Raw genomic sequence first — 24175 nt, 5'->3', positions numbered from 1 at the left:
CTAAACGCCTCGCCGAAAAGCTCACCAGAGCGCCTCGTCAGAACGCTTTGACACGTCGGGCAAAACACTGGCATTCTGCGATCATGGCGTTGCGCACGAGCCTGGCTGCTCGCCGCGGCGGGAGTACGCCTTTCAGTCATGACATCGAGCGACGCTGCAACGAGCAAACCGCTCCTCTCAGACCCGGTCGCCCGTGCGACCTCCAGCAGCACGGGACGCGCGCCGCAAGGCGGCTTTGCCGACCTCGTTCCCGAACTCGGCGTTTCCAGCATTCAAGACAGCCTGTCATTCTGGCGAGACCTGCTCGGTTTTGAAATCGCTTACGACCGTCCCGCCGCCCGCTTTGCGTATCTCGTCAGGGGACGTTTGCAGGTGATGCTCTGCGAATTGAACGGACGCTGGGAGACGGAGCAGATGCAGCGACCGTTCGGACGCGGCATCAATTTTCAGATGGCGGTGGATCGCATCGAGCCGATGCTGAAGACTCTCAGCGCCGCCAAATGGCCGCTCTACGAGCAGCCGAATGAAGCCTGGTATCGGGTCGGCGACCAGGAATACGGGCAGCGCGAATTCCTCGTTCAGGACCCGGATGGTTACCTGATCCGCTTCATCGAACGCCAGGGAATGCGCGCACCTCGTGACAGGGAATGAACCCTTACGCAATCGCATCGCGCCCCGATGTCTTGAGCATTTTTCGACAACGCAGGCCGTTTACAGGCAAGAGCTCGCCCCATTGTCTGGGTAAGCTGCTGATCGCATCACGTTGATCGACGTGACGGCGTGAGCGCCAGATCGTTCCGCGCCCGGCACATGCCAAGGAGACATGCCATGAAGATCGTCGTGATCGGCGGAACCGGATTGATTGGATCCAAGCTCGTGGCGAAGCTCAAGCAGCAGGGCCATGGCGCCGTGCCGGCCTCGCCGAAATCGGGCGTGAACGCCGTGACCGGAGAAGGCCTGGCCGCCGCGCTGGCGGGCGCGGATGTCGTGGTCGACGTGGCCAACGCGCCGTCCTGGGAGCCCGCCGCCGTGCTCGAATTCTTCGAACGTTCGAGCCAAAATCTTGCTGCGACCGAGGCTGCCGCGGCGGTCAAGCATCACGTGGCACTGTCGATCGTGGGGACTGATCGGTCGCCCGACATCGCCTATTTCCGTGCCAAGCTCGCTCAGGAGACCATCGTCAAGGCATCTGCGGTCCCCTACTCGATCGTCCGCGCCACCCAATTCTTTGAATTCCTCGGCGCCATTGGCGAAGCGGGAGTGATCGGGGGCAAGATCGTGGTGCCATCGGCGCTGTTTCAGCCGATCGCGGCCGACGACGTGGTCGATTGCCTCGCAGAGATCGCAACGGGGCGGCCGCTGAACGGCACCATCGATATCGCAGGCCCCGAGAAGGCCCCCTTCAACGAGTTCGTTGCGCGCCGCCTGAAAGCGTCCGGCGACGGCCGTCCGGTGGCGGGCGATCCAAACGCGCAATATTACGGCGCTCCCATTCACGACACATCGCTGAACCCGCTTGGCGAGGCACGGCTCGGGAAAACGCCGCTCGCAACATGGCTCGCGCGGGTCTGAGATTCCGCCGGTCCTGCACAATACAGCCACGGCAATGAAGGACATCCCATGCGCAGATTGCTGATCGCAGCGGCGGTTTGTGCCGCAACTTTCCCGACGGCCCATGCGGCCGAGACGGCAGCGCCAGCGGCCAAAATCACCGTCGTGTTCGACCAGGCGCTGCCGAATGTCCCGGGCAAGAGCATGAAGGGCGTGCTGGTCGAGTATGGTCCCGGAGGCTCTTCGCCGGCACACATTCACGCGCCCTCCGCCTTCATCTATGCCACGGTGCTCGAAGGCGCGATCCGCAGCCAGGTCAATGACGGCCCGGCCAAGGTCTTTCACAAGGGGGAGAATTTTTCCGAAAGACCCGGCGACCGCCACGGCGTCAGTGCCAATGCCAGCGATACCGAGCCGGCGAAGCTGCTTGCCGTGTTCGTGGTGGATACCGCCGACAAGGAACTGACGACGCCGATCGCGAAGTAGTACCGGATCGGCAGCAGGCGGCAGGCGATGGCCACCAGCGTCAATTGGGACTCTCAACGAAAGCGACTGGCGTGCCTTTCGAGAGGCTCGCCGCGACACGTTCGGCGTCCCAATTGGTGAGACGCACGCAGCCATGAGATTCAGCCTTGGAGATCTTGTCCGGCGAAGGCGTGCCGTGAATGCCGTAGCCTTCGGCTGACAGGTTGATCCACACCGTTCCAACCGGATTGTTCGGACCTGGCTTGATGGTAAAGGGCTTGCGCGAACGGACGCCCTTGAAGTGATAGGCGGGATTGTAGCGATAGAGCGGATTCTTATTGACTTCGGTGACCTTGAGCATGCCTGAGGGCGACGGCTTGTCCTCGCTTCCGACCGTCGCGGGATAGAATCCGATCAGGGCATTCGACTTGTCGAACAACTTCACGGTCTGCCTGACCTTGTCGACCTCGACCCTGTCGGCCTTGGCAGGTGCACCATTGCCCTCGTTGCCGATGTTCACCACGACGATGCTCTCGCCCGCCCGGTCGAAATGGCGCCCGGGGTTGAGCATCTCCAGGAGTTGCTCGCTCATGTGAAATTTCTCGGCCAGCGCTTCGCGCGGGCTGGTGTAGCCGAGCTTCGGGATGTCCTTCATGTCTTCCATCTTCGACGGGAGCTTGTTCAGGAAAGGACCCGCCACGTCCTGCTGGGCGATGGTGTAGGCCGCGGTCGCCGGCCGGTCATCCGCTTGCAGCGCCTTCCAGACATCGTCCGATAGGGCATCAGCACTCGGCAATTGCTGCGCTTCCGCATAGGCCCGCAGCGCTTTCCTGGCATTCTCTCCGAACTTGCCGTCGATCTCGCCTGGGGAGAAATGCGCCCGATCCAGCAGAACCTGCAATCGCACGCCCGCCGGGGTCGGCTTCTCATTCGAAAGGCTCTTCTTCGCTGGCTGGGCAGAATTGACGGCATCCGCCGTCATCTCGGCAGCAAACGCCGGCGAGGCCGCCAGCGCAAATACAAGTAAGATGCAAATCTGTCCCGCTTTCGTCAGCGACATCGCCGCCTCCTCTCAGGTTTCCTGCGATTGCGTGTTGAATCCTCGGGCTGCAGCGGCAACCAGCTCGCGATACCGTTGTTCATACTGCCGCGCCATTCGACCTCCGGTGAAGCGTTCCTCGAAGCGGGCACGCACCTTCCTTCGATCCAGCTTGCTCAGTTCGTCGACGGCCTTGACCGCCTGCTCTTCGTTCTCGACGATGAAGCCGGTCACACCGTGCTCGATCACCTCAGGGACGGAGCCGGAACGGTAGGCGATCACGGGCGTTCCGCAGGCCATCGCCTCGATCATGACCAGCCCGAAAGGTTCCGGCCAGTCGATCGGAAACAAAAGCGCGGCGGCCTGGCCGAGGAACGCCTGCTTTTTGATGTCATCGACTTCACCGACAAGCTGGATCTTCTCGCCGTCGATCTGGGGCTCGAGTTGCTTCTTGAAGTAGGCGGTCTCGGCGCGTGGGATCTTCGCGGCGATGCGGAGAGCCATCCGCGCCGCGTGCGCGATCCGGATAGCGTCCTCCGGCCCCTTCTCGGCGGTAAGGCGACCAAGAAAAGCCAGATAGGATCCCTCCTCATAGGAGGGGCGCAACAGCTCCGACGGCAATCCGTGCTGAATCGTTCCGATCCATTTCGCATCGGGAAGCGGCAAGCGCTGGTGATCGGAAATCGACACGAAGCTTGCCTCGGGGAATTGCCGGATCACGTCCGGTAACCCCGGCAGGTCGAGGCGGCCGTGCATGGTCGTGAGGAACGGCACGTCAAGGCGAGTGAGCAGCGGCAGTGGCACCCAGTCGACATGCGCGTGGATCACGTCGAATTCCCTCGCCCGCTTCGCGATCGCTTCCAGCAGCATCGCGCTGGCCGCCCCGGGATCCGCGCCCTTTCGGCCGAGTCGCAGCGCGCGTGGCCATACCGGGTGAAGCTTGCCGGTCGTTCGGGAGTCGCCGCTCGCAAACAGCGTGACGTCATGTCCGAGCTTGACCAGCTCATCGACCAGCCAGGCGACCACCCGCTCGGTGCCGCCGTAGAGCTTTGGAGGGACGCTTTCGGCCAGGGGAGCAAGCTGAGCGATGCGCATGATAGCCCGCCGCTATATCGCTGATCGGACGATCAGCACGATGGCTGCGGACAGCAGGTTCGAAATCGCGAGCAGCGTCCAAGCCGGCCTGGCGCTTGCGCTCGCCAGGCGGCACACGAGGCTTTCAACGGACCTCAGCATGAGTCATCGGAAAGCCGCTCGAGATAGACAAGCCCGAAACCTGTGAGTTCCTGGGCGTCGCCATTACTCTCTCGCGCTTCCCGTCTCCCTCGCAGGTGGCGCTCGAGCAGACAACGGCGGCCGTCCGCAGCATCGACATCGCGATGCCGGGCGCGGTACACGCACCAAGCGGTATCGACCGCTGTTCGTAGCGGGCCGTCGTCGACCATGCTCCCAGCTCCGACGTGGAGATCTTCATGGGACGCCAACTCGTTGCGAGGGCGGAAGTTTCCAGTTTTTCCCTAAAGTCTAAGTCTGCGCGCGAGGCGAGCGCAGCCGGCGCTCGCTCCATTGCTGCGTGCAAAATCAGCTGGGACGCCCCGCCGCCATCTCCGCGGCGAGCAGCAACGCGGCCCGGCTGGCGCCGATCGACGCGATTCCTTGTCCTGCGATATCATACGCAGTGCCGTGCGCGGGCGTGCAGATCGGGAATGGAAAGCCGCCGAGCAAAGTCACGCCGCGATCGAAGCCCATCAGCTTCATCGCGATCTGGCCCTGGTCGTGATACATCGTAAGCACGGCATCGAAGGCGCCGCCCCTGGCGCGCAGAAACACGGTATCGGCGGGAAACGGTCCCTCCACGGCAATGCCTTCGCGCTGGCCGGCCGCGACGACGGGCGCGATCACGTCGATTTCCTCGCGACCGAAATTGCCGCCATCGCCGGCATGCGGATTGAGGCCGGCGACCGCGATGCGCGGCCGCGCGAAGCCGGCGTTGCGCATGCAGGCGTCCGTCAGCTTGAGCGCGCGATGGATCCGTTCGCTGGACAGCTTTGCAGCGACGTCCTTCAGCGGAATGTGGGAGGTGACCCGTGCGTTCCAGAGCCGGTCGAGCACGTTGAATTCGCTTGCCGGGTTCTTGAGGCCGACGACTTCCGCGGAAAACGCGATCTCGTCGTCATACTCGGCGCGGGCGAGCCGCATCGCCTGCTTGTTGAAGGGGGTGAAGCAGACCGCATCGACGCGGCCGTCGCGTCCGAGCTCGAGCGCGTGCTTGTAGTTCGCCAGCGCGAATTGTCCGCCGGCAAGGGTAGCGGTCTTCGGCTCGACCTCCTTGGGATCGAGATGGCGAAGATCGACAAAAAGCGCATTGCCCTTCTCTGCCCGCAGATCCGCGCCCTGCTCCACCCTGGTCAGCTCAGGCTCGACGCCCGCGACGCGTGCCCCCTCGTCGACGACGCGGCGGTCGCCGATCACGACGAGCCGGCAGCTCGCGCGGATGTCGTCCTGCACCACCAGCTTCGCCGTCAGCTCCGGGCTGATGCCGGCGGGATCTCCCATCGCCAATGCAATGAGCGGCTTTGCTGTCATATGATCACCTTCTCCTGGCTCGTCGTGTCGGTCGCGGGCGATGCGGGCTTGCGCCAGAGGCGCGTGAGCTGCAAGGCGAGCGGAAGCAAGAGCAGCGCGATGCCTGCCACGATCAGGCAGGTCACCAGCTTGTTTGCAAAGAAGATCCCGAGCGATCCCCTGGACATCAGCATCGACTGCCGGAACGCATCCTCGGCCTTGTCGCCGATGACGATCGCGAGCACGAGCGGCGCCAGGGGATAGAACAGCTTCTTGAAGAGATAGCCGACGATGCCGAAACCCAGCATCATGACCACATCGAGATAGGAGTTCGACACCGAATAGGCACCCACGACGCAGATGATCACGATCAGCGGCGCGATGACCACGAAGGGAATCCGCATCAAGGCTGCGAACACCGGGACGGTCAGCAGCACCAGCGCGACGGCGACGATGTTGCCGACATACATCGAGGCGATCAGGCCCCAGACGAAATCCTTCTGGTCGACGAACAGCATCGGTCCGGGATTGAGGCCCCAGATCATCAGCCCGCCCATCATCACGGCGGCGGTCGCAGAGCCGGGAATGCCGAGCGAGAGCATCGGCAGCAGCGCGCTGGTGCCGGCGGCATGATCGGCCGTCTCCGGCGAGATGATGCCTTCGACCTCGCCGGTGCCAAAATATCGGCCGCGGCGCGAGAAACGGCGGGCGATACCATAGCTCATGAAAGAGGCCGCCGTCGGGCCGCCCGGCGTAATCCCCATCCAGCAGCCGATTGCGGCGCTGCGCAACAGCGCAACGCTGTGGCGCGGCAGGCGGCCGACGGCGCGGAACACCTCGCGCCAATCGATCTTCGAGGACACGGCGCGGGCATGAAACTCCTCCTCGACCGCGACCAGCAGCTCGCCAATGCCGAACAGGCCCATGACAGCAACCACGAAGCTCACGCCCTTGACGAGTTCATCGACACCCATGGTGAGGCGGACGCTGCCGGAGACGGTGTCGATGCCGATCGCCGCGATCGCAAAGCCGATCGCGAGCGCCACGACAGTCTTGATCGGGGCCGCACCGCCCATGCCGACGAAGCTGGCGAAGGCCAGGAAATAGACGGCAAAGTATTCCGCCGGGCCGAAGGCGAGCGCGACCTGCGCCACCCAGGATGCGAGGAAGGTGATCAGGATGACGCCGATCAGCGCGCCGAACGCGGCCGAGCCAAAGGCGGTGGCGAGCGCCGTGGTCGGCCGGCCGTCGCGCGCCATCGGATAGCCGTCGAAGGTCGTGGCGACCGACGACGGTTCGCCCGGAATGTTGAACAGGATCGAGGTGACGGAGCCGCCGAACAGCGCGCCCCAATACATGCTGGAGAGCAGGATGATCGCCGAGACGGGCTGCATGCCGAAGGTCAGCGGCAGCAGCAGCGATACCCCGTTCGGCGCGCCCAGCCCCGGCAGCACGCCGACGAGAATGCCGAGCAGCACGCCGACCGCCATCAGGACCAGATGCGGCACCGTGACCGCAATAGTGAAGCCGTGCAGGAGCTCCCCGAGATTGTCCATCGGCCCCTCCCTCAGAAGCCGAGCGCGGCAGCGAGCGCGCCGTGCGGCAGACTGACCTGGAACATGCGCTCGAACACGACGTAGAGTGCGAGCGCCGTGGCCGCGGCCATGGCGAGCGCGCGCGGCAAGGATTGGTGCCGCGGGATCGCCAGCACCGCGAAGACGTACAGGGCCGATGCCAGATACATCCCGAGCAGCGGGATCGCGGCGACGAAGATCGCGGCCGGCACGAACAGGCCGGCAAGGCGGCGCAGCTCGATCGGCGTGATGGCGATCGGGACATTTGCGAGCGTTGCGGCCGGCAGGACGCCTCGCACCAGATTGTAGAGGCTCCCGAGCACGACGATGATTCCGGTCAGGAATGGGAATGTGCCCGCATCCACGCCCGCGCTCGACCAGCCGATGCCGTTGTCGAGACTGGAGACGACGACGGCCACACCAAAGCTGCCGGTGAGGACGGCAGTCGCAAGTTCAAGCGCGCGGCGCGAGATCATCGGGGGCTCCAGGCGAGCGGCGGACCCAACATTCGGAGTCGTCCCGGCGAAAGCCGGGACCCATAACCACAGGGAGGAGTTTGACGAAGACTGGGAGTTAAATTCACGTCGGTACGGTGACTTGCACTCCTCGATAGATCACGCGGTATGGGTCCCGGCTTTCGCCGGGACGACGGAGAAGTTTGAAAGACGCCCCTTCTCACTTGACGAGCCAGCCCTGCTCGCCCGCGACCTGCTTGACGTGTTCGAGGTCCTCCTTGATGAACTTGTCGAACTCGGCGCCGGTGAGGAACGTGTCCACCTGGGAGGTCTTCTCGATGTAGTCCTTCCACTCCGGCGTCGCCTGCACCTTCTTCATGAGGTCGACATAGAACGCGGCCTGGTCCGGCGTGACCTTGCCGGGCAGCCACACTGTCCGCGGCTGCTCATATTGCTTGATGTCGAGGCCCTGCTCGACGCAGGTCGGAACGTCGCCCCAGCCTTCGGTCGCGGTGATCTTGGCGCCCTGCGGCAGCCGCTTCGGGCTGAACACGCAAAGCGGTCGCTGCGTGCCGCCACGCCATTGGCCGAGGCTCTCGCTGGGATTGTTGACGTGGGAGTCGAGGTGTCCGCCGGCGAGCTGCACGGCGGTCTCGGCGCCGCTCTTGAAGGGGATGTAGGTCAGCTTGACCTTGCCGGCCTTCTCGATCATGCGGGTCAGGACTTCGTCGGTGTCCTTCGACTGCGCGCCGCCCATCTTGAATTCGCCCGATGCGGCCGCCTTCAGATAATCGCCCGCATTCTTGTAGGGCGCGTCCTGCTTGACCCAGAGCAGGAACTCGTCCTGCGCCATCGCCGCGATCGGGGTGAGATCGGTGTAGTTGAACGCAACCTTGGAGACGAGCGGCTGCTGCCATGCGTTCGACGTGCCGAAGATCACCTTGTAGGGATCGCCGGCGGAGGCCTTGCCGTAGACATAACCTTCCGCGCCGCTGCCGCCGCCCTTGTTGACGACGACGATCGGTTGCTCCGTCAGCTTGTGCTTGGTGATGATGTTCTGCACCGCGCGCGCGAGGTTGTCGGTCCCGCCGCCGGGACCGGCGGTGGCGACGAACTCGATCGGCTTTTGCGGTTGCCAGGCACTGAGCGCCGGCATCGTGCCGGCAAGCACGATCGCGGCTGCGGAGAGCAGAAATGTTGACGTCCGACCCATGATGTCCTCCAGCTGATTTTTGTCTTTTGTTGTTGTCCGTCGTATCGACGTCCGATCAGGCGACGCGTTCTTCGCGCTCCCTGGACGCCGACACGATCGCGCCTTCTTTTTCGAGCGCTTCGATTTTTGTGTCGTCAAATCCGTATTCTGCCAGCACCTCGCGCGTATGCTCGCCATAGACGGGAGCGCCGGTGCGCACCTTGCCCGGCGTCTCCGAAAACTTGACCGGAAGCCCGATCGTCTTCACCGGGCCGAGCGTGGAGTGCTCGACCTCGACGACCATCTCGCGCGCCAGCGTCTGCGGATCGCCGAGCGCCTCGAGCATGTTGTGCACGGGACCGCACGGCACGCCCTTCTCGTCCAGCGCAGCGAGCCAATGCGCGCGCGATTGGGTGCGGAAGCGCTCGCTGAGGACCGCCTCCAGCTCCTTCAGGTTCGCCATGCGGTCGGCGCCGTTGACGAAGCGCGGATCGGAGGCGAGCTCGTTCGCGCCGAGCGCTTCCAGCATCAAGAGCCAATGTTTCTTGTTGGCGCCGCCGACCACGAGCCAGCCGTCCGAGGCCTCGAAGGCCTGATACGGCGCGTTGAGCGGATGCGCCGAGCCCATCGCGCGCGGCGCGGTGCCGGCGGCGAGCGCGATGGTCGACTGCCAATAGGTCTGCACCAGCGCGGCCTCGTAGAGCGAGGTCTCGACCCACTGCCCCTCGCCGGTCTTGAGGCGGTGCGTATAGGCGGCGAGGATGCCCATGCTCGCGAGCAGGCCCGCCGTGATGTCGGACAGCGGCGGACCGCATTTGACGGGCGGGCCATCCGGGCGTTCGCCGGTAAAACTCATGATGCCGCTCATGGCCTGGGCGACCAGGTCAAAACCGCGGCGATGCTTGTAGGGGCCGGTGCGACCAAAGCCCGACAGCGAGCAGTAGATCAGCGCCGGGAATTGCGCGTGCAACGCCTCGTAGCCGAAGCCGAGACGCTCCATCGCGCCCGGCGCAAAGTTCTCGACCAGCACGTCGGCATCAGCAATCAGCCGCCGCAGCACTTCTTTGCCGCCCTCGGTCTTCAGGTCCAGCACGATGCCGCGCTTGTTGCGGTTCATCATCAGGAACGAGGCCGCCTCCTCGCCGATCTTCGGCGGCACCGAATGGCGGGTGTCGTCGCCGTTCGGCGATTTCTCGATCTTGATGACGTCGGCGCCCATGTCGGCGAGCATCAAGGTGCAGGTCGGCCCCGCCATGACATGGGTGAGGTCGACGACCTTGAGGCCGGCCAGCGGCCCCGAACGGCGGGAGTTGGATTGCGAGCGATCGCTTTGCATCGGGGCGTCCTATTGGCCGCGCCATTGCGGCGCGCGCTTGGTGAGGAAAGCATCGAGCCCTTCGCGAAAATCCTGGCTCGTGTAGCACATCAGGATGAGGTCTTCGCCTTCGTCCCGCGTCAGCCGTCGTTGCAGGCGGGCCACCGCCTGCTTGGTCGCAGTCAGCGTCAGCGGCGCATGACTGGCGAGCAGCCGGGCAACCTCGTCGGCGCGCTTGTCCAGCGCCGCAATGTCATCGACGACCTCGCCGAGCAGCCCGACGCTGGCGGCCTCCGTGGCATCGACCAGGCGCGCGGTGAAGATCATATCCTTGACTCGCGCGGCGCCGATGAGCGCCGTGAGGCGGCTGACATTGGACATCGACAGGCAATTGCCGAGTGTCCGGGCGATCGGGAATCCGATTTTCGCGCTTTTCGTGCCGATGCGCAGGTCGCAGGCCGCGGCGATTCCCGCGCCGCCGCCCGTGCAGAACCCGTTGATCGCCGCGATCGTGGGTACGCGGCACTGCTCGATCGTGGTCAGGACCCGATCGATACGGTCCTCGTAGTCGACCGCGTCCTGCGGCGTCTCGAACGCGCGAAACTGGCTGATGTCGGTGCCGGAGGCAAAGGCCTTGTCGCCGGCTCCGCGCAGCACCAGCACCTTGAGCGTGGGGTCGCGGTTGGCCTCCTCGCAGATCGCGGCGAGCCGTTCGTACATCGCGAAGGTGAAGGCGTTGCGGGCCTGCGGGCGGTTGAAGGTGATCCGCCCGATGCCGTCCTGGCGCTCGAAAACGAGGTCTTCTGCCTCTGCTTGTAGGTCCATTTCCTCTTGCCCCTTTGTTTTTTACATTTTTGAATTCAAAATTTGGGAATATCAAGCTGGAACTTGGAAATAATACCTCATATCCTCGTTTTTGAATTCAAACTTGAGAGCGCCCCATGCTCCACGAAGACGTTGTCAGCCGCATCCGCACCATCCTGCTCGATGGCGAAATCCCGCCCGGCGCGCGGATTCCGGAGCGCGAGCTGTGCGAGCGGCTCGAGATCTCGCGCACGCCACTGCGCGAGGCGCTCAAGGTGCTGGCCGCCGAAGGCCTGGTGCAACTGCTGCCGCATCGCGGCTCGCGCGCGGCGAAGCTGACCGACAAGGACATGCGCGACCTGTTCGAGGTCTGCCAGGGCCTCGAGGCCCTCGCCGGCGAGCTCGCCTGCGAACGCATCAGCGACGCCGAGCTCGACGAGATCGCGGCCGCGCACGCGGCGATGGTGCAGCATTATCGCGAGGGCGATCTGATCCAGTACTATCGCGGCAACCGCGCCATTCACGAAGCCATCGTCACTGCGGCCGGAAACCCCGCGCTCACGGGGCTCTACACGTCGGTGACCGCGCGCATCCGCCGCGCGCGCTACGTCACGCCGATGACGCCGCAGCGCTGGGCGCTCGCCGTGAAGGAGCATGACGCAATCCTGAACGCACTCCAGCGCCGCGACGGCGTCGGCCTCGCCCACATCCTGCGTGCGCATCTCCGCCACAAGCGCGAGGAAGTCCTGCAGGCTGGCTTTGCCGAGACCGAGGGAAGCGACGTCGCGCTGAAAATTGCGTAAGGCGCAATTCGTGTCGTCCTGATCAGCAGCGTCCACACGCGGCCTTCCCGTTCCGCGGCACGTTCCCGCTGCACGTGCATCTGACCAGTAATTCCACTTGCTAGCCTGTCGCGGCGAGCGCAGCATCCTTGCCTGCCGACCTGCGGCCACGTGGCCGGTCAGGCCGGACGCAACGCGCGAACAATCGCGCAAAACAAAAGACAAAAGCGAGGAACGCATGACAATCGATGTCTCACGTCGCTCCCTTCTCACACTCGGAGCTGGCCTCGGTGCCAGCGCAATGTTCGGCAGCAGCGCGCTGGCGCGGGCTCCCAAGCTCGGCACCCAGACGCCCTACTGGCACCGCTTCGTTCTCGGCGATGCCGAGGTGACCGTCGTCTCCGACGGGCCGCTACCCCTTGGTGATCCCTCCGGGACGTTCACCGGCGTTCCCAAGGAAGACGTGAAGAAGATGCTGGCGGACAATTTCCTGTCGCCGGACAATGTCGTGCTCGAACAAAATTCCCCGATCGTGAACACCGGCGACAAGCTGATCCTGTTCGATACCGGCATGGGCTCATCCAAGATGTTCGGCGCCACCACCGGCCGGCAGCAGAAGAGCATGGCGGAAGCCGGCATCAAGCCGGAGGACATCGATGCCGTGGTCTGCTCGCATGCCCATATCGACCACATCGGCGGCATCGTGGATGCCAACAACAAGCCCTTGTTCCCGAACGCCCAGATCTACATCTCCCAGACCGATTTCGACTTCTGGACCGACGAGGGCAAGCTCGGCAGCCCGGCCAAGGACTTCGTCGTTCACGCCCGCAAGAACCTGCTGCCGGTCCGCGACCGCATCGTGTTCTTCAAGGACGGTCAGGAATTCCTGCCCGGCGTGCAGGCGATCGCGGCGCCGGGTCATACTGTCGGCCACACCATCTTCATGGTCTCGTCGGCCGGCAAGTCCTTTGCCTTCCTCGGCGATCTCTCGCACCATTCGGTGCTGCTGCTGGAGCGGCCGCGGATGGAGTTCTCCTACGACAGCGACCCCAAGCAGGCGGCGGAATCGCGCGTCAAGCTGCTGACCATGCTTGCGGCGAACAAGACGCCGGTGATGTCCTATCACTTTGCCTGGCCGGGCTACGGCCACGTCGCCAAGGCCGGTGACGGCTTCCACTATTATCCCGAACCGATGCAGATGACTCTGTAGGTTCTCAAGATCAGGTCCGGGCGGCGCGTGCCGTCCGGACCATCGGCGTGCCCTATTCCGCGGGCTCCGCAACCACACCAGCGGCTGCGTCCGCCCGCTTCCCAGGAAATATCCGTCGGACCAGAACGAACAGCGCGGGGACGAAGAAGATGCCGAGCACGGTCGCCGCGATCATGCCGCCGGCAACGCCAATGCCGACCGCGTTCTGGCTGGCCGAGCCCGCGCCGGTCGCCACCGCCAGCGGCAGCACGCCGAGGATGAAGGCGAGCGAGGTCATCAGGATCGGGCGGAGCCGCTGACGCGCGGCGTGCAGCGTGGCGTCGACGAGGCTGCGGCCGGCCGCGATCTGCTCCAGCGCAAACTCGACGATCAGAATCGCGTTCTTCGAGGCGAGACCGATCGTGGTGAGCAGGCCGACCTGGAAATAGACGTCGTTGGCCTGGCCGAACAACGTCGCGGCGAGCAGCGCGCCGAGCACGCCGATCGGCACCGTCAGCATCACCGCGAACGGGACCGACCAGCTCTCATAGAGCGCGGCGAGGCTGAGGAAGACGATCAGCAGCGAGATCGAATAGAGATACAGCGTCTGGCTGCCGGTGAGCCGCTCCTGGAACGACAATCCGGTCCATTCGTGGCCGTAGCCCTTGGGCAGCTTGGCCATCTGCTCCTCCACCGCCTGCATGGCGACGCCCGAGCTGATACCCGGCCCCGCCTGCCCCTGGAGCTCGACGGCGGCAACGCCGTTGTAGCGCTCGAGGCGCGGCGAGCCGAAGCTCCAGCGATCGGTCGCGACAGCCGAGAACGGCACCATCGAGCCGGTGGCGTTGCGCACGTACCAGCGGCCGATGTCGCTGGTATCCATGCGGAACGGCGCATCGCTCTGCACATAGACCTGCTTGACGCGGCCGCGATCGATGAAGTCGTTGACATAGGCGCCGCCCCAGGCCGCCGACAGCGTGGTGTTGAGATCGCTGAGGTTCACGCCGAGCGCGGTGGCCTTGGCCTGATCGACGTCGAGGTTGAATTGCGGCGTATCATCCTGGCCGTTCGGCCGCGCCTGCGCCACGCGCCTGTCCGCCGCGAGCTGGCCGAGCAGCTGGTTGCGGGCCTGGATCAGTGCCTCGTGACCGTTGCCGCCGGTGTCCTGGAGATAGAGGTCGAAGCCGCCGGCATTGCCGAAGCCGGGAATCGAGGGCGGCAGGACCGCGAACACCATGGCGTCGCGGATCTTCGCGAATGCGCCCATGGCGCGGCCGACCACGGCCTGCGCCGAGGTCCCCGGATGCTTGCGCTCGTCGAACGGCTTCAGGCTGACGAAGGCAAGACCGACATTCTGGCCCTGCCCGGCGAAGCTGAAGCCGCTGACCGCGAACACGCCCTCCACCGCATCCTTCTCGTTGTCGAGATATTGGTGCTCGACCTGCTTGATCACGTCGAGCGTGCGTGCCGAGGTCGCGCCGACAGGAAGCTGGATCAGGGTCATGATCGTGCCCTGGTCCTCTTCGGGCAGGAACGAGCTCGGCAGCCGCTGGAACAGGACAACCATGCCGGCAACGATCGCCACGAAGGCGATGATGACGACGGCGACGCGCCTGATCGCGCCGCCCGCGGTGCGCTGATAGCCGTCGGCCATGCGGTCAAAACCGCGGTTGAACAGGCCGAAGAAGCCGCGCTGCGTGCCATGATCTTTCGGCGGCCGCAGGATCGTGACGCACAAAGCCGGCGTCAGGATCAGCGCCACCAGCACCGAGAGCACCATGGCCGTGACGATGGTGAGCGCGAACTGCCGGTAGATGATGCCGACCGAGCCGTTGAAGAACGCCATCGGGATGAACACGGCCGAGAGCACGACGCCGATGCCGACCAGCGCGCCCGTGATCTCGCGCATGGATTTCTCGGTCGCCTCGCGCGGACCGAGATGCTCCTCGACCATCAGTCGCTCGACATTCTCGACCACGACGATCGCATCGTCGACCAGGAGGCCGATCGCCAGCACCATCGCGAACATCGTCAAGGTGTTGATGGAATAGCCGGCAAGCGACAGCACGCCGAACGTGCCGAGCAGCACCACCGGCACCGCGATGGTCGGAATGAGGGTGGCCCGCCAGCTCTGCAGGAACACGAACATCACGACGAACACGAGCACGATCGCCTCGAACAGCGTGTGGATCACCTTCTCGATCGACAGCTTGACGAAGGGCGTGGTGTCGTAGGGATAGACGACGCGAAGCCCCTCCGGCATGGTGGCACTGAGCTGGGCAACGCGCGCCTTCACCGCTTCCGAGGTTGCGACCGCATTGGCACCGGTCGCAAGGCTGATGCCCATGCCCGCGGCCGGCTTGCCGTTGTAGCGCGCCGCTGAATCATAGGACTTCGAACCGAGCTCGATACGCGCGACGTCGCCGATGCGCACGGTCTGGCCAGTCGTCGCGGTGCGCAGGATGATGTCCTTGAACTGCTCGACGGTCTGCAAGCGGCTCTGCGAGGTGATGGTGGCATTGAGCTGCTGGCCGCCGACGGACGGCAGTCCGCCGAGCTGGCCGGCCGTGACCTGCGTGTTCTGGGTCTGGATCGCCGCGATCACGTCGCCGGGCATCAGATTGTACTTCGCCAGCTTGTCGGGATCGAGCCAGATGCGCATGGCGTATTCGGCGCCGAACAGCGTCACCTGGCCGACGCCGGCGACCCGGCTGATGGGATCGTTGACCGAGGACGCCACGTAGTCGGCGATGTCGCTGGCGGCGAGCCGGCCGTCCTCGGAGACGAAGCCGAGCACCATCAGGAAGCTCGCCGACGACTTCACGACCTTGATGCCCTGCTGCTGCACGACCTGCGGCAGCAGCGGGGTCGCGAGCTGGAGCTTGTTCTGCACCTGCACCTGGGCGATGTCGGCGTCGGCCTCGTTGGTGAAGGTCAGCGAGATCTGCACCTGGCCGGTCGAGGTGCTCGACGACGACATGTACTGGAGATAGTCGAGCCCGGTCATGTTCTGCTCGATGACCTTGGTCACCGAGTTTTCCGCGGTCTCGGCGTTGGCGCCGGGATAGGTCGCGGTGATGGTGACGACGGTCGGCGCGATCTGCGGATATTGCGCGATCGGCAGGCGCATGATGGCGAGCACGCCGCCCAGCATGATCAGGATGGCGATGACCCAGGCGAAGATCGGCCGCTTGATGAAGAAGTGCGACATGGCGGTTACTGCTCGGTTGCGGCGGGTGCGGGCCGCGCGTCGGCCTGCCGCGTCGGGTTCACGGTCAGGCCGGTTGCCGGATCGACCGCGACCTCGACGGTCTTGACCGGTGCGCCGGGGCGCGCCTTCTGCGTGCCCTCGACGATCAGGCGGTCGCCCGCCTTGGCGCCGGCGCGGACCAGCCAGTTGCCGTCGATGTCCTCGCCGAGATCCAGTGTGCGCTGCTCGACCTTGCCGTCCTTGTCGACGAACATCGCCACCGCCTGCCCCAGCGGATTGCGCGAGACCGCCCGCTGCGGCACCAGGATCGCCGCCGGATCGACGCCGGCGACGACGCGCGCGCGCACATACATGCCGGGCAGCAGCGCGCGCTCGGGATTGGCGAAGATCGCGCGCGAGGAGACCGAGCCGGTGCTCTCGTTGACGCTGGCATCGGTGAAGCCGTACTTGCCCTTGTGGCCGTAGGCCTTGCCGCTCTCCATCAGCAGTTCGACCTGCACGCCCTCCGCCGGGCGCTTAAGCTGGCCGCCGGCGATCTGGTTTCGCAGGCGCTCCATCTCGGAGGTCGACTGGTCGAGATCGACATAGACGGGGTCGAGCTGCTGGATCGTCGTCATCGCGGTCGCCTGGCTGGCGGTGACCAGCGCGCCGGGCGTGATGCTCGACTTGCCGATCCGGCCCGAGATCGACGCGGTGACCTTGGTGCGGTCCAGCGAGATCGTGGCGGTGTCGCGGTTCGCTTCGGCGGCCTTCAGGTCGGCCTCGCCCTGCTTGTAGGCGGCAACGGCATCGTCGACGTCCTGCTGGCTGGCGGCGTTGGTTTGCAGGAGCTGGGTCTTGCGGGCGGCCTTCAGCTTGACGCTGACGAGCGTTGCCTCGGACCTCTGCACCGCAGCCTCGGCGCTCGCCAGACCGGCCTTGTACTGCACCGGATCGATCTCATAGAGCAGGTCGCCCTCCCTCACCTCGGCGCCCTCCACGAAGTCGCGCTTGAGCAGGATGCCCGTGACCTGCGGCCGGACCTCGGAAACCTGGTAGGCGACGACGCGGCCCGGCAGGACCGTCGAAATCTTGGCTTCCTGCGGCTTTAAGGTCACGATGCCGACCTCCGGCACCATCTGTGGGAATGCCGCTTGCTGGCTCTGGTCCCCGCAAGCTGCAAGCAGCAGGGCAATCAACGGAACAGCACGGGCGATCGGGGGGCGCATGATGACGATCCATGGGTGAGATTGCGGTCCCTCGACGGGGAACGCGCACGGAAACATTTGGAAACTAATCAGTTTCCATCAGGAAACTTTGTAGTTTCCATCCCCGAAGTCAAGTGCTAGGCTGCCCGCATGGTTGCGTTCAAGCAGTCGTGAAGGCTGCTTACATGCGAGGCAGGTTCGACATGGCGAGGAATCCCGGCAGTCAGCGCAGCGACGGCAGTCCCCCTTCGGCACGGGACCGGCAGAGCAACGACCTGCCCGCCCCGGACGCGCGCATGACGCAATTGATGGCGGTGGCGAAGGACACCTTCACCAGCAAAGGCTTCGCCGCGACGACGATGGACGACATCGCCGGCGCCGCGGGGATGTCGAAGAAGACGCTCTACAAATTGTTCGAGAGCAAGACCGAACTGTTCCGCGCCATGCTGCTGAGCAGCCTGCCCCAGGCCGACTACGCGGACGCTCCTTCGGAAGGCTCACCGGCGACCCGGCTTCGCAACATGCTCCGGGAGGCCGCAGACGTGGCGCTATCGCCCAGTGAGATCGCGCTGCAGCGCCTGATCATCGGTGAACGTCAGGCCTCACCCGCGCTGGGGCGCATGTTCGCCGAGGTCATCATGGAGTCCGGTACGGACCATATCGTCGACCTGCTCAAGACGGTTCGCCTGGAGCCCCGCTTCGAGGGCGTGCCGCTGCGCCTCATCGCCGAAATGCTATTCGGCATGGTGTTCGGCCACGATCATTTCAGGCTGCTGACCGACACCGGATTCAAGCTCAATCGCCGCGTGCTGGACAGGCGGATCGACCTTGCGATCGCGACGTTCTGCGCAACCGAAGAGGCGCAAGCCTCATAATATTCTGGCCCTTCGCAACCCCGGAGTCGGACCAAACAGGTTCGAGGGAGCCCGAGCGTTGCTTGACGCAAATCAACATCCGACCGCTCGCGGCAACAATGCTGGCCCACGGAAACCCGAGCGAGCCGTGTCATGGACGATCTCTCGAAAATCGGGATTGATGCCGCCAGGCTGCCGGGCTGGCTCCGCTTCGTGGTGGTGATCGTGATCGTAGCGCTCGCCGCCGGCGCGAGCCTCGCTGCCTATCGCTGGTACATCCGACCGGTGACACTGTCGATCGCAGTCGGATCCCTGGATGGCGACGCTCCCAGGATCGTCTCGGCGCTCGCGAGCAGGCTGGCCGTCAACAACGCGCCAGTGCGCCTCAAGCTGGTCGAGACCAGCGGGCCCATCGAATCCGCCGCGGCGTTCTCGTCGGGCAAGACCGACCTCGCCGTGGTGCGCGGAGATGTCGGCGATCTCTCTCAAGCGCAAGCGATCGTCGTGCTCACCGAAGCCGTCGCCCTGCTGGTGGCTCCGCCGGGATCGGCGATCTCGGATATCGCCGGCCTGAAACGCACGACGGTAGGGGTTGTCGCCGGCGAGACGAACCAGAAGGTGGTCCGCGTCCTCACCAGCGCCTACGACCTTGGCCGCGCCAATGTCGTCTTCAAGAACATCGCGATGGACGACGTTCGCCGCGCGCTGGACGCGAAGGAGGTGCGCACGGTGCTTTTCGTCATGCCGCTCAGCGAGCGGTATCTGTCGCTGCTGCGCGGCCTGTTCTCACAGACTGCCAAGACCGCGCCGGTTCTGATCCCGATCGAAAATGCAGGCGCGATTGCGGAGAAGGAGCGCGCCTATGAGAGCTTCGACATCCCCAAGGGAACGCTGCGCGGGTCCCCGCCTGTTCCCGCGGACGACGTCACAAGCTTGCGCGTCGCCTTCTATGTGGTCGCCAAGAAGAGCCTCGACAACGACGTGGTCGCCAGCTTCACGCAGGCCATCACTGCCGCGCGCAGGGACATCCTGTCGGAATGGCCGGTCCTCGCCCAGTTCAAGGCGCCCGATACCGATGCCGGCGCATATCTCCCGGTCCATGCCGGCGCCGCCGAGTTCTACAATGGCAGCCAGGTAGGCTTCCTCGACAAGTGGAGCAACGTGATTTTTCTGGCGCCGATGGCGCTGGGCGCGCTTGCATCGATCGCGGCGGCGCTGTGGCGGTTTCTCAGGTCGGACGAACGCAAGCCGCGCGAACCGGCACTGGACTCTCTGTACGCGCTCGGCCGACAGATCCGCGAGGCCAAGAACGAAGCCGATTTGCTGGCGATCGAAGACCAGATCGACAATGTGTTGCGTAACCAGCGCGCGAGATTGGACGGCGACGACAACGCGCTGGATGCTACCACCCTCAACGTGGCGGCCCACCGCCTCGAGAACCTCATTCACGAGCGCAGGGCCGTGCTGACTGCGGCGCCCGCCGAGTCGCGGTAGCAGCGCGCTGTCAGCAGCCGAGCTTGTCGGCGACGCCGCCAAAATCCTTGGCGACGATGTCCCAATTGCCGGTCGCCTCGAAGTCGACCTTCTGATGCGGGCCGTATTCGGTCGGCCGCGCCACGAACGCGGTCTTGAGACCGTTCTTTTGCGCAGCCGCGAGATCGCCGTTGTGGGCGGCGACCATCATCACCTCTTCCGGCTTGAGGCAGAGCAGCCGCGCGGCGCCGAGATAGGTTTCCGGATCGGGCTTGTAGTGCTCGAACAGCTCGGCCGACATGATGAGGTCCCACGGCAGACCTGCGAACTTCGCCATGTTGGTGAGCAGCGCGACGTTGCCGTTCGACAGTGGCGAGATCACGAATTTTGTTTTCAGCCGCGCCAGGCCGGCGACGCTGTCGGGCCAGGGATTGAGGCGATGCCAGCCCTTGGTGAGATGATCGAGATCGGATTCGGTCAAGCCCTTGATCGCAAACTCCTCGACCAGCTTTTCCAGCGAGCGGCGATGCAGATCATCTAACATGACGTAGCCGCGCTCGGGATGCTGGCGCACGTCGTCCATCGAGGCCATGTACATGCCGCGCCAGCCGTCGACCAGAGCGGTCCAATCGGCGCTGATGCCGCGGCCCCTCGCCCACCACATGAAGTCGGTGATGAGGCTGGTGCGCCAGTCCACGACCGTGCCGAACACGTCGAAGACGAGGGCTTTGACGGCGGAGAGATCGGACATGGGCGCTTCCCTGAATCTTGCTTGTTCTTGGTCATTCCGGGATGCGCCGCGAAGCGCAGGCCCGGAATGAGGGTCGCGTGTCGTGACTTAGTCCAGGTGGAACTTCGCGAGCTCGCGATGCTCGGCCTTGATGTAGCGCACGGTGCCGGTGACGGAGCGCATCACGACCGTCTCGGTCTCGATCACGCCGTCCTTGCGGAACTTGACGCCCGAGAGCAGCGAGCCCGTGGTGACGCCGGTGGCCGCGAACAGGCAATCGCCGCGCGCCATGTCCTCGATGCCGTAGATCATCTTGGGATCGTTGACGCCCATCTTGGCGGCGCGCTCGCGCTTCTCGTCGGAATCGAGGATCAGGCGGCACTGCATCTGGCCGCCGATGCAGCGCAGCGCCACGGCCGCGAGCACGCCTTCCGGCGCACCGCCGGTGCCGAGATACATGTCGACGCCGGTGTTGTCGGGGTCGGCGCAGTGGATCACGCCGGCGACGTCGCCGTCGGTGATGAGGCGCACGGCGGCTCCGGTCGAGCGCACGCTCTCGATGATGCTGGCATGACGCGGACGATCGAGCACGAGAACGGTGATGCCGTCAGGCTGGACACCCTTGGCCTTGGCGAGGCGGCGGACGTTGTCGGCAGGGCTCGCATCGAGATCGACGACGCCCTTGTCGTAGCCCGGCCCGATCGCAAGCTTCTGCATGTAGACGTCGGGGGCATGCAGCAGCGTGCCGCCGTCGGCCATCGCCATGGTGGCGATCGAACCCGGCATGTTCTTGGCGCACAGCGTGGTGCCTTCGAGCGGATCGACGGCGATATCGACCTGCGGGCCGGCATTCATGCCGACCTTCTCGCCGATGAAGAGCATCGGCGCCTCGTCGCGCTCGCCTTCGCCGATCACGATCGTGCCCTCGATCGGCAGCTTGTTGAGCTCGCGCCGCATCGCGTCCACCGCGGCCTGGTCGGCGGCCTTTTCATTGCCGTGCCCGCGCAACCGCGCCGACGACACTGCCGCCCGCTCTGTCACCCGCACGATCTCCAGCGTCAGGATGCGCTCGAGCAACGCGTGCGGCGGGACTGAAATATGGGTCGACATCGGCTCACTCCTTCGAAACGTTTGGGACGGAAATCTCCGTCCGCATCAACTCGTAACACCCACAGTTCGTTCGAACCGTGTCAGTTCTTCTCGATTCGTATGACCTGCGGCCGTCCGCTGATCACCTTGTCCTTCTGCACGGCAGCGAGCGCGCGGCGCACCGCGTCCTCATGCGTTGCATAGGTGATCAAGATGACGGGCACGGGGACCGCCTTGCCGTCCGCGGGCGCAGCGCCGCCATTGGGATGACGCTGCACGATCGATTCGATCGAAATCTTCTGTTCCGCAAGCCGGGTCGCGATCGCAGCCGCGGTGCCCGGGAAATCGCGCGCCAGCAGGCGGATGTAATAGCCGCCCTCGTGTCGCTCCATCGGCGCCTTCTTGGTTTCGCGGAGCTGCGCAATCGGCCGGCCGAACGGATTGGCGCGGATGCCACGCGCAACATCGGCGATATCGGCGACGACGGCGGATGCGGTCGCTGCTCCCCCGGCACCGGGGCCGACCAGCGTGATCGGCGGAATGCCCTCGCCATCGATCGTGACCGCATTGGTGACACCCATCACCTGCGCGATCGAGGAGGACTTTGGAACCATGGTCGGGTGCACGCGCTGCTCGATGCCCTTGGCGGTGCGAACCGCAACGCCGAGCAGCTTGACGCGGTAACCGAGATCGGCGGCCGCGCGCAGATCTTCCGGCGCGATGGAGGAGATACCTTCGACATACACCGCGCTTTGAGCAACTTTTGTGCCGAAAGCGAGGCTGGCGAGAATGGCGAGCTTTTGCGCGGTGTCGTGGCCATCGACATCGAAGGACGGATTGGCCTCGGCGTAGCCGAGCCGCTGCGCATCCTTCAGACATTCGGCGAAGGACAGGCCCTCCTGCTCCATCCGCGTCAGGATGTAATTGCAGGTGCCGTTGAGGATGCCGTAGACGCGGTTGATGCCGGTTCCGGCGAGACCTTCGCGTAACGTCTTGATGACGGGGATCGCGGCGCCGACGGCTGCCTCGAAATTCAGCGCGCCGCCGTGCTTTTCGGCGGCCTTTGCCAGTTTGATCCCGTGCTTGGCGAGCAAGGCCTTGTTCGCCGTGACGACCGACTTGCCGGCGTTCAGCGCGGCTTCCACTGCCGACAGCGCGGGATCGCCGGCGCCGCCCATCAGCTCGACGAAGCAATCGATGCCGGGATGCATGGCCAGCGCCATCGGGTCCTTCACCCATTCGACGCCGCGCAGATCGACGCTGCGCTTCTTGGCCTTCGAGCGCGCGGTCACCGCGACGACGCGGATGCCGCGGCCGCTGCGGCCGGCAAGCACGCGGGCTTGCGCTTCAATCAAACGGACAACTTCGGCGCCCACGGTGCCGAGCCCCGCTATGCCCACTTTCAGGGGTGCGACCATGATGCTTCAGAAAACCTGCAGAAGAGAACTTAACGCCGATTGGCGAGCGGAACGACGTTGTGCAACGTTTCGATGCCGCTTTCAAGGAAGCGGCGCACGCCGCGCGCGGCCTGCCTGATCCGTTGCTCGTTTTCCACCATGGCGATGCGGACATATCCTTCACCATGCTCGCCGAAGCCGACGCCGGGCGAGACCGCGACGCCGGATTTCTCCACCATCAGGGTGGCGAACTGCATGCTGCCGACGCTGCGGAAGGCCTCCGGCAGCGGTACCCAGGCGAACATCGAGGCCTCCGGCGGCGGAATCTCCCAGCCGGCACGGCCGAACGATTCCACCAGCGCATCGCGCCGCTTGCGATAGGTGTCGCGCATCTCCTTGATGCAATCGTCCGGGCCGTTCAGCGCAGCGGTGGCGGCGACCTGCACCGGCGTGAACGCGCCGTAGTCGAGATAGGATTTGACGCGGGCGAGTGCCGCGATCACCCGCTCGTTGCCGACCGCGAAGCCCATGCGCCAGCCGGCCATCGAATAGGTCTTCGACATCGAGGTGAACTCGACGGTGACGTCCATCGCTCCGGGCACCTGGAGCACCGAGGGCGGCGGGTTGTTCTCGTCGAAATAGACCTCGGCGTAAGCGAGATCGGACAGGATGAGAATCTCGTGCTTCTTCGCGAAGGCGACGAGGTCCTTGTAGAAGTCGAGGCTCGCCACATAGGCGGTCGGATTCGAGGGATAGCAGACGACGAGCGCCAGCGGCTTGGGGATCGAATGCACGATCGCCCGCTCCACCGCCTCGAAGAATTGCGGCGTCGGCTCCGAGGGCACCGAGCGGATCACCCCGCCCGCCATCAGGAAGCCGAAGGCGTGAATCGGGTAGCTCGGGTTCGGGCAGAGGATGACGTCGCCGGGCGCCGTGATCGCCTGCGCCACGTTGGCAAAGCCCTCCTTGGAGCCGAGCGTCGCCACCACTTGGGTGTCGGGATTGAGCTTCACACCGAAACGGCGGTCGTAATAGGCGGCCTGGGCCCGGCGCAGGCCGGGGATGCCGCGGGAGGCCGAGTAGCGGTCGGTGCGCGGCTTGCCGAGCGTCTCTTTCAGTTTCTCGAGCACATGCGGCGGCGCCGGCAGGTCCGGATTGCCCATGCCGAGGTCGATGATGTCGGCGCCGGCATTCCGCGCGGCCGCCTTGGCCCGGTTGACCTGCTCGAACACGTAAGGCGGAAGGCGGCGGATGCGGTAAAACTCTTCCATGGCTCTCTGGGCTCCGGGCAACCGGTCAGGAC

The 24175-nt window shown here is 65.0% G+C and carries 22 protein-coding genes; 7 read left to right on the top strand and 15 right to left on the bottom strand.

Going from position 1 to position 24175, the window contains the following annotated elements:
- The first annotated feature begins 138 nt into the window (after window positions 1–138).
- From RAD15_RS04385 to RAD15_RS04375, 3 genes are all read left to right on the top strand, one after another.
- Window positions 139–651 (top strand): bleomycin resistance protein, encoded by a 513-nt coding sequence (locus RAD15_RS04385; protein WP_458174699.1) that lies wholly within the window; start codon window positions 139–141, stop codon window positions 649–651.
- Window positions 652–828: 177 nt separating this feature from the next.
- Window positions 829–1572: an SDR family oxidoreductase gene (locus RAD15_RS04380; protein ID WP_458174697.1), complete on the top strand. Its 744-nt coding sequence runs from the start codon at window positions 829–831 to the stop codon at window positions 1570–1572.
- 48 nt (window positions 1573–1620) lie between these two features.
- A complete protein-coding gene (locus RAD15_RS04375; RefSeq protein ID WP_458174695.1) occupies window positions 1621–2037 on the top strand; it encodes a cupin domain-containing protein in 417 nt (138 codons plus the stop codon).
- A gap of 40 nt (window positions 2038–2077) precedes the next feature.
- Here RAD15_RS04375 and RAD15_RS04370 read toward each other — a convergent pair whose 3' ends face one another.
- The 9 genes from RAD15_RS04370 to RAD15_RS04330 all read right to left on the bottom strand — a co-directional run bounded on the left by RAD15_RS04370 (window position 2078) and on the right by RAD15_RS04330 (window position 10981).
- Window positions 2078–3076 (bottom strand): L,D-transpeptidase family protein, encoded by a 999-nt coding sequence (locus RAD15_RS04370; protein WP_458174693.1) that lies wholly within the window; start codon window positions 3074–3076, stop codon window positions 2078–2080.
- Window positions 3077–3088: 12 nt separating this feature from the next.
- Window positions 3089–4150 carry a glycosyltransferase family 4 protein gene (locus tag RAD15_RS04365; RefSeq protein ID WP_458174691.1) on the bottom strand — a complete coding sequence of 354 codons (1062 nt, stop codon included), beginning with the start codon at window positions 4148–4150 and terminating at the stop codon, window positions 3089–3091.
- A 134-nt stretch (window positions 4151–4284) separates the two neighbouring features.
- On the bottom strand, window positions 4285–4500 hold the full coding sequence (locus tag RAD15_RS04360) for a hypothetical protein (protein ID WP_458174689.1): 216 nt from the start codon (window positions 4498–4500) through the stop codon (window positions 4285–4287).
- A gap of 136 nt (window positions 4501–4636) precedes the next feature.
- Window positions 4637–5641, bottom strand: a complete 1005-nt coding sequence (locus tag RAD15_RS04355) for a 4-hydroxythreonine-4-phosphate dehydrogenase PdxA (RefSeq protein WP_458174687.1) — start codon at window positions 5639–5641, stop codon at window positions 4637–4639.
- Window positions 5638–7176, bottom strand: coding sequence for a tripartite tricarboxylate transporter permease (locus RAD15_RS04350; RefSeq protein WP_458174685.1), 1539 nt, complete (start codon window positions 7174–7176; stop codon window positions 5638–5640). Before RAD15_RS04350 ends, RAD15_RS04355 begins: the two co-directional genes overlap by 4 nt.
- A gap of 11 nt (window positions 7177–7187) precedes the next feature.
- The gene (locus tag RAD15_RS04345) at window positions 7188–7670 is read right to left on the bottom strand and encodes a tripartite tricarboxylate transporter TctB family protein (protein WP_458174683.1); all 483 of its coding nucleotides are present in this window, start codon (window positions 7668–7670) and stop codon (window positions 7188–7190) included.
- A 199-nt stretch (window positions 7671–7869) separates the two neighbouring features.
- Complete coding sequence (locus RAD15_RS04340; protein WP_458174681.1) at window positions 7870–8862, bottom strand: Bug family tripartite tricarboxylate transporter substrate binding protein; 993 nt, start codon at window positions 8860–8862, stop codon at window positions 7870–7872.
- Between the two features lie 55 nt (window positions 8863–8917).
- Window positions 8918–10177, bottom strand: a complete 1260-nt coding sequence (locus tag RAD15_RS04335) for a CaiB/BaiF CoA transferase family protein (RefSeq protein WP_458174679.1) — start codon at window positions 10175–10177, stop codon at window positions 8918–8920.
- 9 nt (window positions 10178–10186) lie between these two features.
- Entirely contained in the window at window positions 10187–10981 is a 795-nt protein-coding gene (locus tag RAD15_RS04330) for an enoyl-CoA hydratase/isomerase family protein (RefSeq protein WP_458174677.1), read from the bottom strand.
- Between the two features lie 116 nt (window positions 10982–11097).
- Here RAD15_RS04330 and RAD15_RS04325 point away from each other — a divergent pair, with 116 nt between their 5' ends.
- Together RAD15_RS04325 and RAD15_RS04320 are read left to right on the top strand one after the other, a co-directional pair.
- Window positions 11098–11763, top strand: coding sequence for a GntR family transcriptional regulator (locus RAD15_RS04325; RefSeq protein WP_458174675.1), 666 nt, complete (start codon window positions 11098–11100; stop codon window positions 11761–11763).
- A gap of 217 nt (window positions 11764–11980) precedes the next feature.
- Window positions 11981–12952 carry an MBL fold metallo-hydrolase gene (locus tag RAD15_RS04320; RefSeq protein WP_458174673.1) on the top strand — a complete coding sequence of 324 codons (972 nt, stop codon included), beginning with the start codon at window positions 11981–11983 and terminating at the stop codon, window positions 12950–12952.
- A gap of 52 nt (window positions 12953–13004) precedes the next feature.
- Here the strand turns inward: RAD15_RS04320 and RAD15_RS04315 are convergent, their stop codons facing one another.
- A complete protein-coding gene (locus tag RAD15_RS04315; RefSeq protein ID WP_458174671.1) occupies window positions 13005–16142 on the bottom strand; it encodes an efflux RND transporter permease subunit in 3138 nt (1045 codons plus the stop codon).
- A gap of 5 nt (window positions 16143–16147) precedes the next feature.
- Window positions 16148–17350: an efflux RND transporter periplasmic adaptor subunit gene (locus RAD15_RS04310; protein WP_458174669.1), complete on the bottom strand. Its 1203-nt coding sequence runs from the start codon at window positions 17348–17350 to the stop codon at window positions 16148–16150.
- 182 nt (window positions 17351–17532) lie between these two features.
- Here RAD15_RS04310 and RAD15_RS04305 point away from each other — a divergent pair, with 182 nt between their 5' ends.
- Entirely contained in the window at window positions 17533–18204 is a 672-nt protein-coding gene (locus RAD15_RS04305; protein ID WP_458174667.1) for a TetR/AcrR family transcriptional regulator, read from the top strand.
- A 132-nt stretch (window positions 18205–18336) separates the two neighbouring features.
- Window positions 18337–19677, top strand: a complete 1341-nt coding sequence (locus RAD15_RS04300) for a TAXI family TRAP transporter solute-binding subunit (RefSeq protein ID WP_458174665.1) — start codon at window positions 18337–18339, stop codon at window positions 19675–19677.
- Window positions 19678–19687: 10 nt separating this feature from the next.
- Here RAD15_RS04300 and RAD15_RS04295 read toward each other — a convergent pair whose 3' ends face one another.
- The 4 genes from RAD15_RS04295 to RAD15_RS04280 all read right to left on the bottom strand — a co-directional run bounded on the left by RAD15_RS04295 (window position 19688) and on the right by RAD15_RS04280 (window position 24143).
- Complete coding sequence (locus RAD15_RS04295) at window positions 19688–20407, bottom strand: haloacid dehalogenase type II (protein ID WP_458174663.1); 720 nt, start codon at window positions 20405–20407, stop codon at window positions 19688–19690.
- 87 nt (window positions 20408–20494) lie between these two features.
- Complete coding sequence (glpX, locus tag RAD15_RS04290) at window positions 20495–21496, bottom strand: class II fructose-bisphosphatase (protein ID WP_011087135.1); 1002 nt, start codon at window positions 21494–21496, stop codon at window positions 20495–20497.
- An 80-nt stretch (window positions 21497–21576) separates the two neighbouring features.
- Window positions 21577–22893, bottom strand: a complete 1317-nt coding sequence (locus RAD15_RS04285) for a homoserine dehydrogenase (protein ID WP_458174660.1) — start codon at window positions 22891–22893, stop codon at window positions 21577–21579.
- A gap of 29 nt (window positions 22894–22922) precedes the next feature.
- Entirely contained in the window at window positions 22923–24143 is a 1221-nt protein-coding gene (locus RAD15_RS04280) for an LL-diaminopimelate aminotransferase (protein ID WP_458174658.1), read from the bottom strand.
- Between the last annotated feature and the right edge of the window lie 32 nt (window positions 24144–24175).

This window comes from Bradyrhizobium sp. 14AA (assembly GCF_054185205.1).
Note: the sequence above shows the minus strand (reverse complement) of the source record. Positions and strands in the feature narration are given on the sequence as shown.

Excerpts from the sequence above, each read along its gene's own strand:
- RAD15_RS04385 (WP_458174699.1), top strand. The coding sequence starts at position 139 with ATGACATCGAGCGACGCTGCAACGAGCAAACCGCTCCTCTCAGACCCG.
- RAD15_RS04295 (WP_458174663.1), bottom strand. The coding sequence starts at position 20,407 with ATGTCCGATCTCTCCGCCGTCAAAGCCCTCGTCTTCGACGTGTTCGGC.
- RAD15_RS04345 (WP_458174683.1), bottom strand. The coding sequence starts at position 7,670 with ATGATCTCGCGCCGCGCGCTTGAACTTGCGACTGCCGTCCTCACCGGC.
- RAD15_RS04335 (WP_458174679.1), bottom strand. The coding sequence starts at position 10,177 with ATGCAAAGCGATCGCTCGCAATCCAACTCCCGCCGTTCGGGGCCGCTG.
- RAD15_RS04375 (WP_458174695.1), top strand. The coding sequence starts at position 1,621 with ATGCGCAGATTGCTGATCGCAGCGGCGGTTTGTGCCGCAACTTTCCCG.
- RAD15_RS04350 (WP_458174685.1), bottom strand. The coding sequence starts at position 7,176 with ATGGACAATCTCGGGGAGCTCCTGCACGGCTTCACTATTGCGGTCACG.
- RAD15_RS04370 (WP_458174693.1), bottom strand. The coding sequence starts at position 3,076 with ATGTCGCTGACGAAAGCGGGACAGATTTGCATCTTACTTGTATTTGCG.
- RAD15_RS04355 (WP_458174687.1), bottom strand. The coding sequence starts at position 5,641 with ATGACAGCAAAGCCGCTCATTGCATTGGCGATGGGAGATCCCGCCGGC.
- RAD15_RS04305 (WP_458174667.1), top strand. The coding sequence starts at position 17,533 with ATGGCGAGGAATCCCGGCAGTCAGCGCAGCGACGGCAGTCCCCCTTCG.
- glpX (WP_011087135.1), bottom strand. The coding sequence starts at position 21,496 with ATGTCGACCCATATTTCAGTCCCGCCGCACGCGTTGCTCGAGCGCATC.
- RAD15_RS04320 (WP_458174673.1), top strand. The coding sequence starts at position 11,981 with ATGACAATCGATGTCTCACGTCGCTCCCTTCTCACACTCGGAGCTGGC.
- RAD15_RS04330 (WP_458174677.1), bottom strand. The coding sequence starts at position 10,981 with ATGGACCTACAAGCAGAGGCAGAAGACCTCGTTTTCGAGCGCCAGGAC.
- RAD15_RS04325 (WP_458174675.1), top strand. The coding sequence starts at position 11,098 with ATGCTCCACGAAGACGTTGTCAGCCGCATCCGCACCATCCTGCTCGAT.
- RAD15_RS04310 (WP_458174669.1), bottom strand. The coding sequence starts at position 17,350 with ATGCGCCCCCCGATCGCCCGTGCTGTTCCGTTGATTGCCCTGCTGCTT.
- RAD15_RS04315 (WP_458174671.1), bottom strand. The coding sequence starts at position 16,142 with ATGTCGCACTTCTTCATCAAGCGGCCGATCTTCGCCTGGGTCATCGCC.
- RAD15_RS04285 (WP_458174660.1), bottom strand. The coding sequence starts at position 22,893 with ATGGTCGCACCCCTGAAAGTGGGCATAGCGGGGCTCGGCACCGTGGGC.
- RAD15_RS04300 (WP_458174665.1), top strand. The coding sequence starts at position 18,337 with ATGGACGATCTCTCGAAAATCGGGATTGATGCCGCCAGGCTGCCGGGC.
- RAD15_RS04280 (WP_458174658.1), bottom strand. The coding sequence starts at position 24,143 with ATGGAAGAGTTTTACCGCATCCGCCGCCTTCCGCCTTACGTGTTCGAG.
- RAD15_RS04360 (WP_458174689.1), bottom strand. The coding sequence starts at position 4,500 with ATGGTCGACGACGGCCCGCTACGAACAGCGGTCGATACCGCTTGGTGC.
- RAD15_RS04340 (WP_458174681.1), bottom strand. The coding sequence starts at position 8,862 with ATGGGTCGGACGTCAACATTTCTGCTCTCCGCAGCCGCGATCGTGCTT.
- RAD15_RS04365 (WP_458174691.1), bottom strand. The coding sequence starts at position 4,150 with ATGCGCATCGCTCAGCTTGCTCCCCTGGCCGAAAGCGTCCCTCCAAAG.
- RAD15_RS04380 (WP_458174697.1), top strand. The coding sequence starts at position 829 with ATGAAGATCGTCGTGATCGGCGGAACCGGATTGATTGGATCCAAGCTC.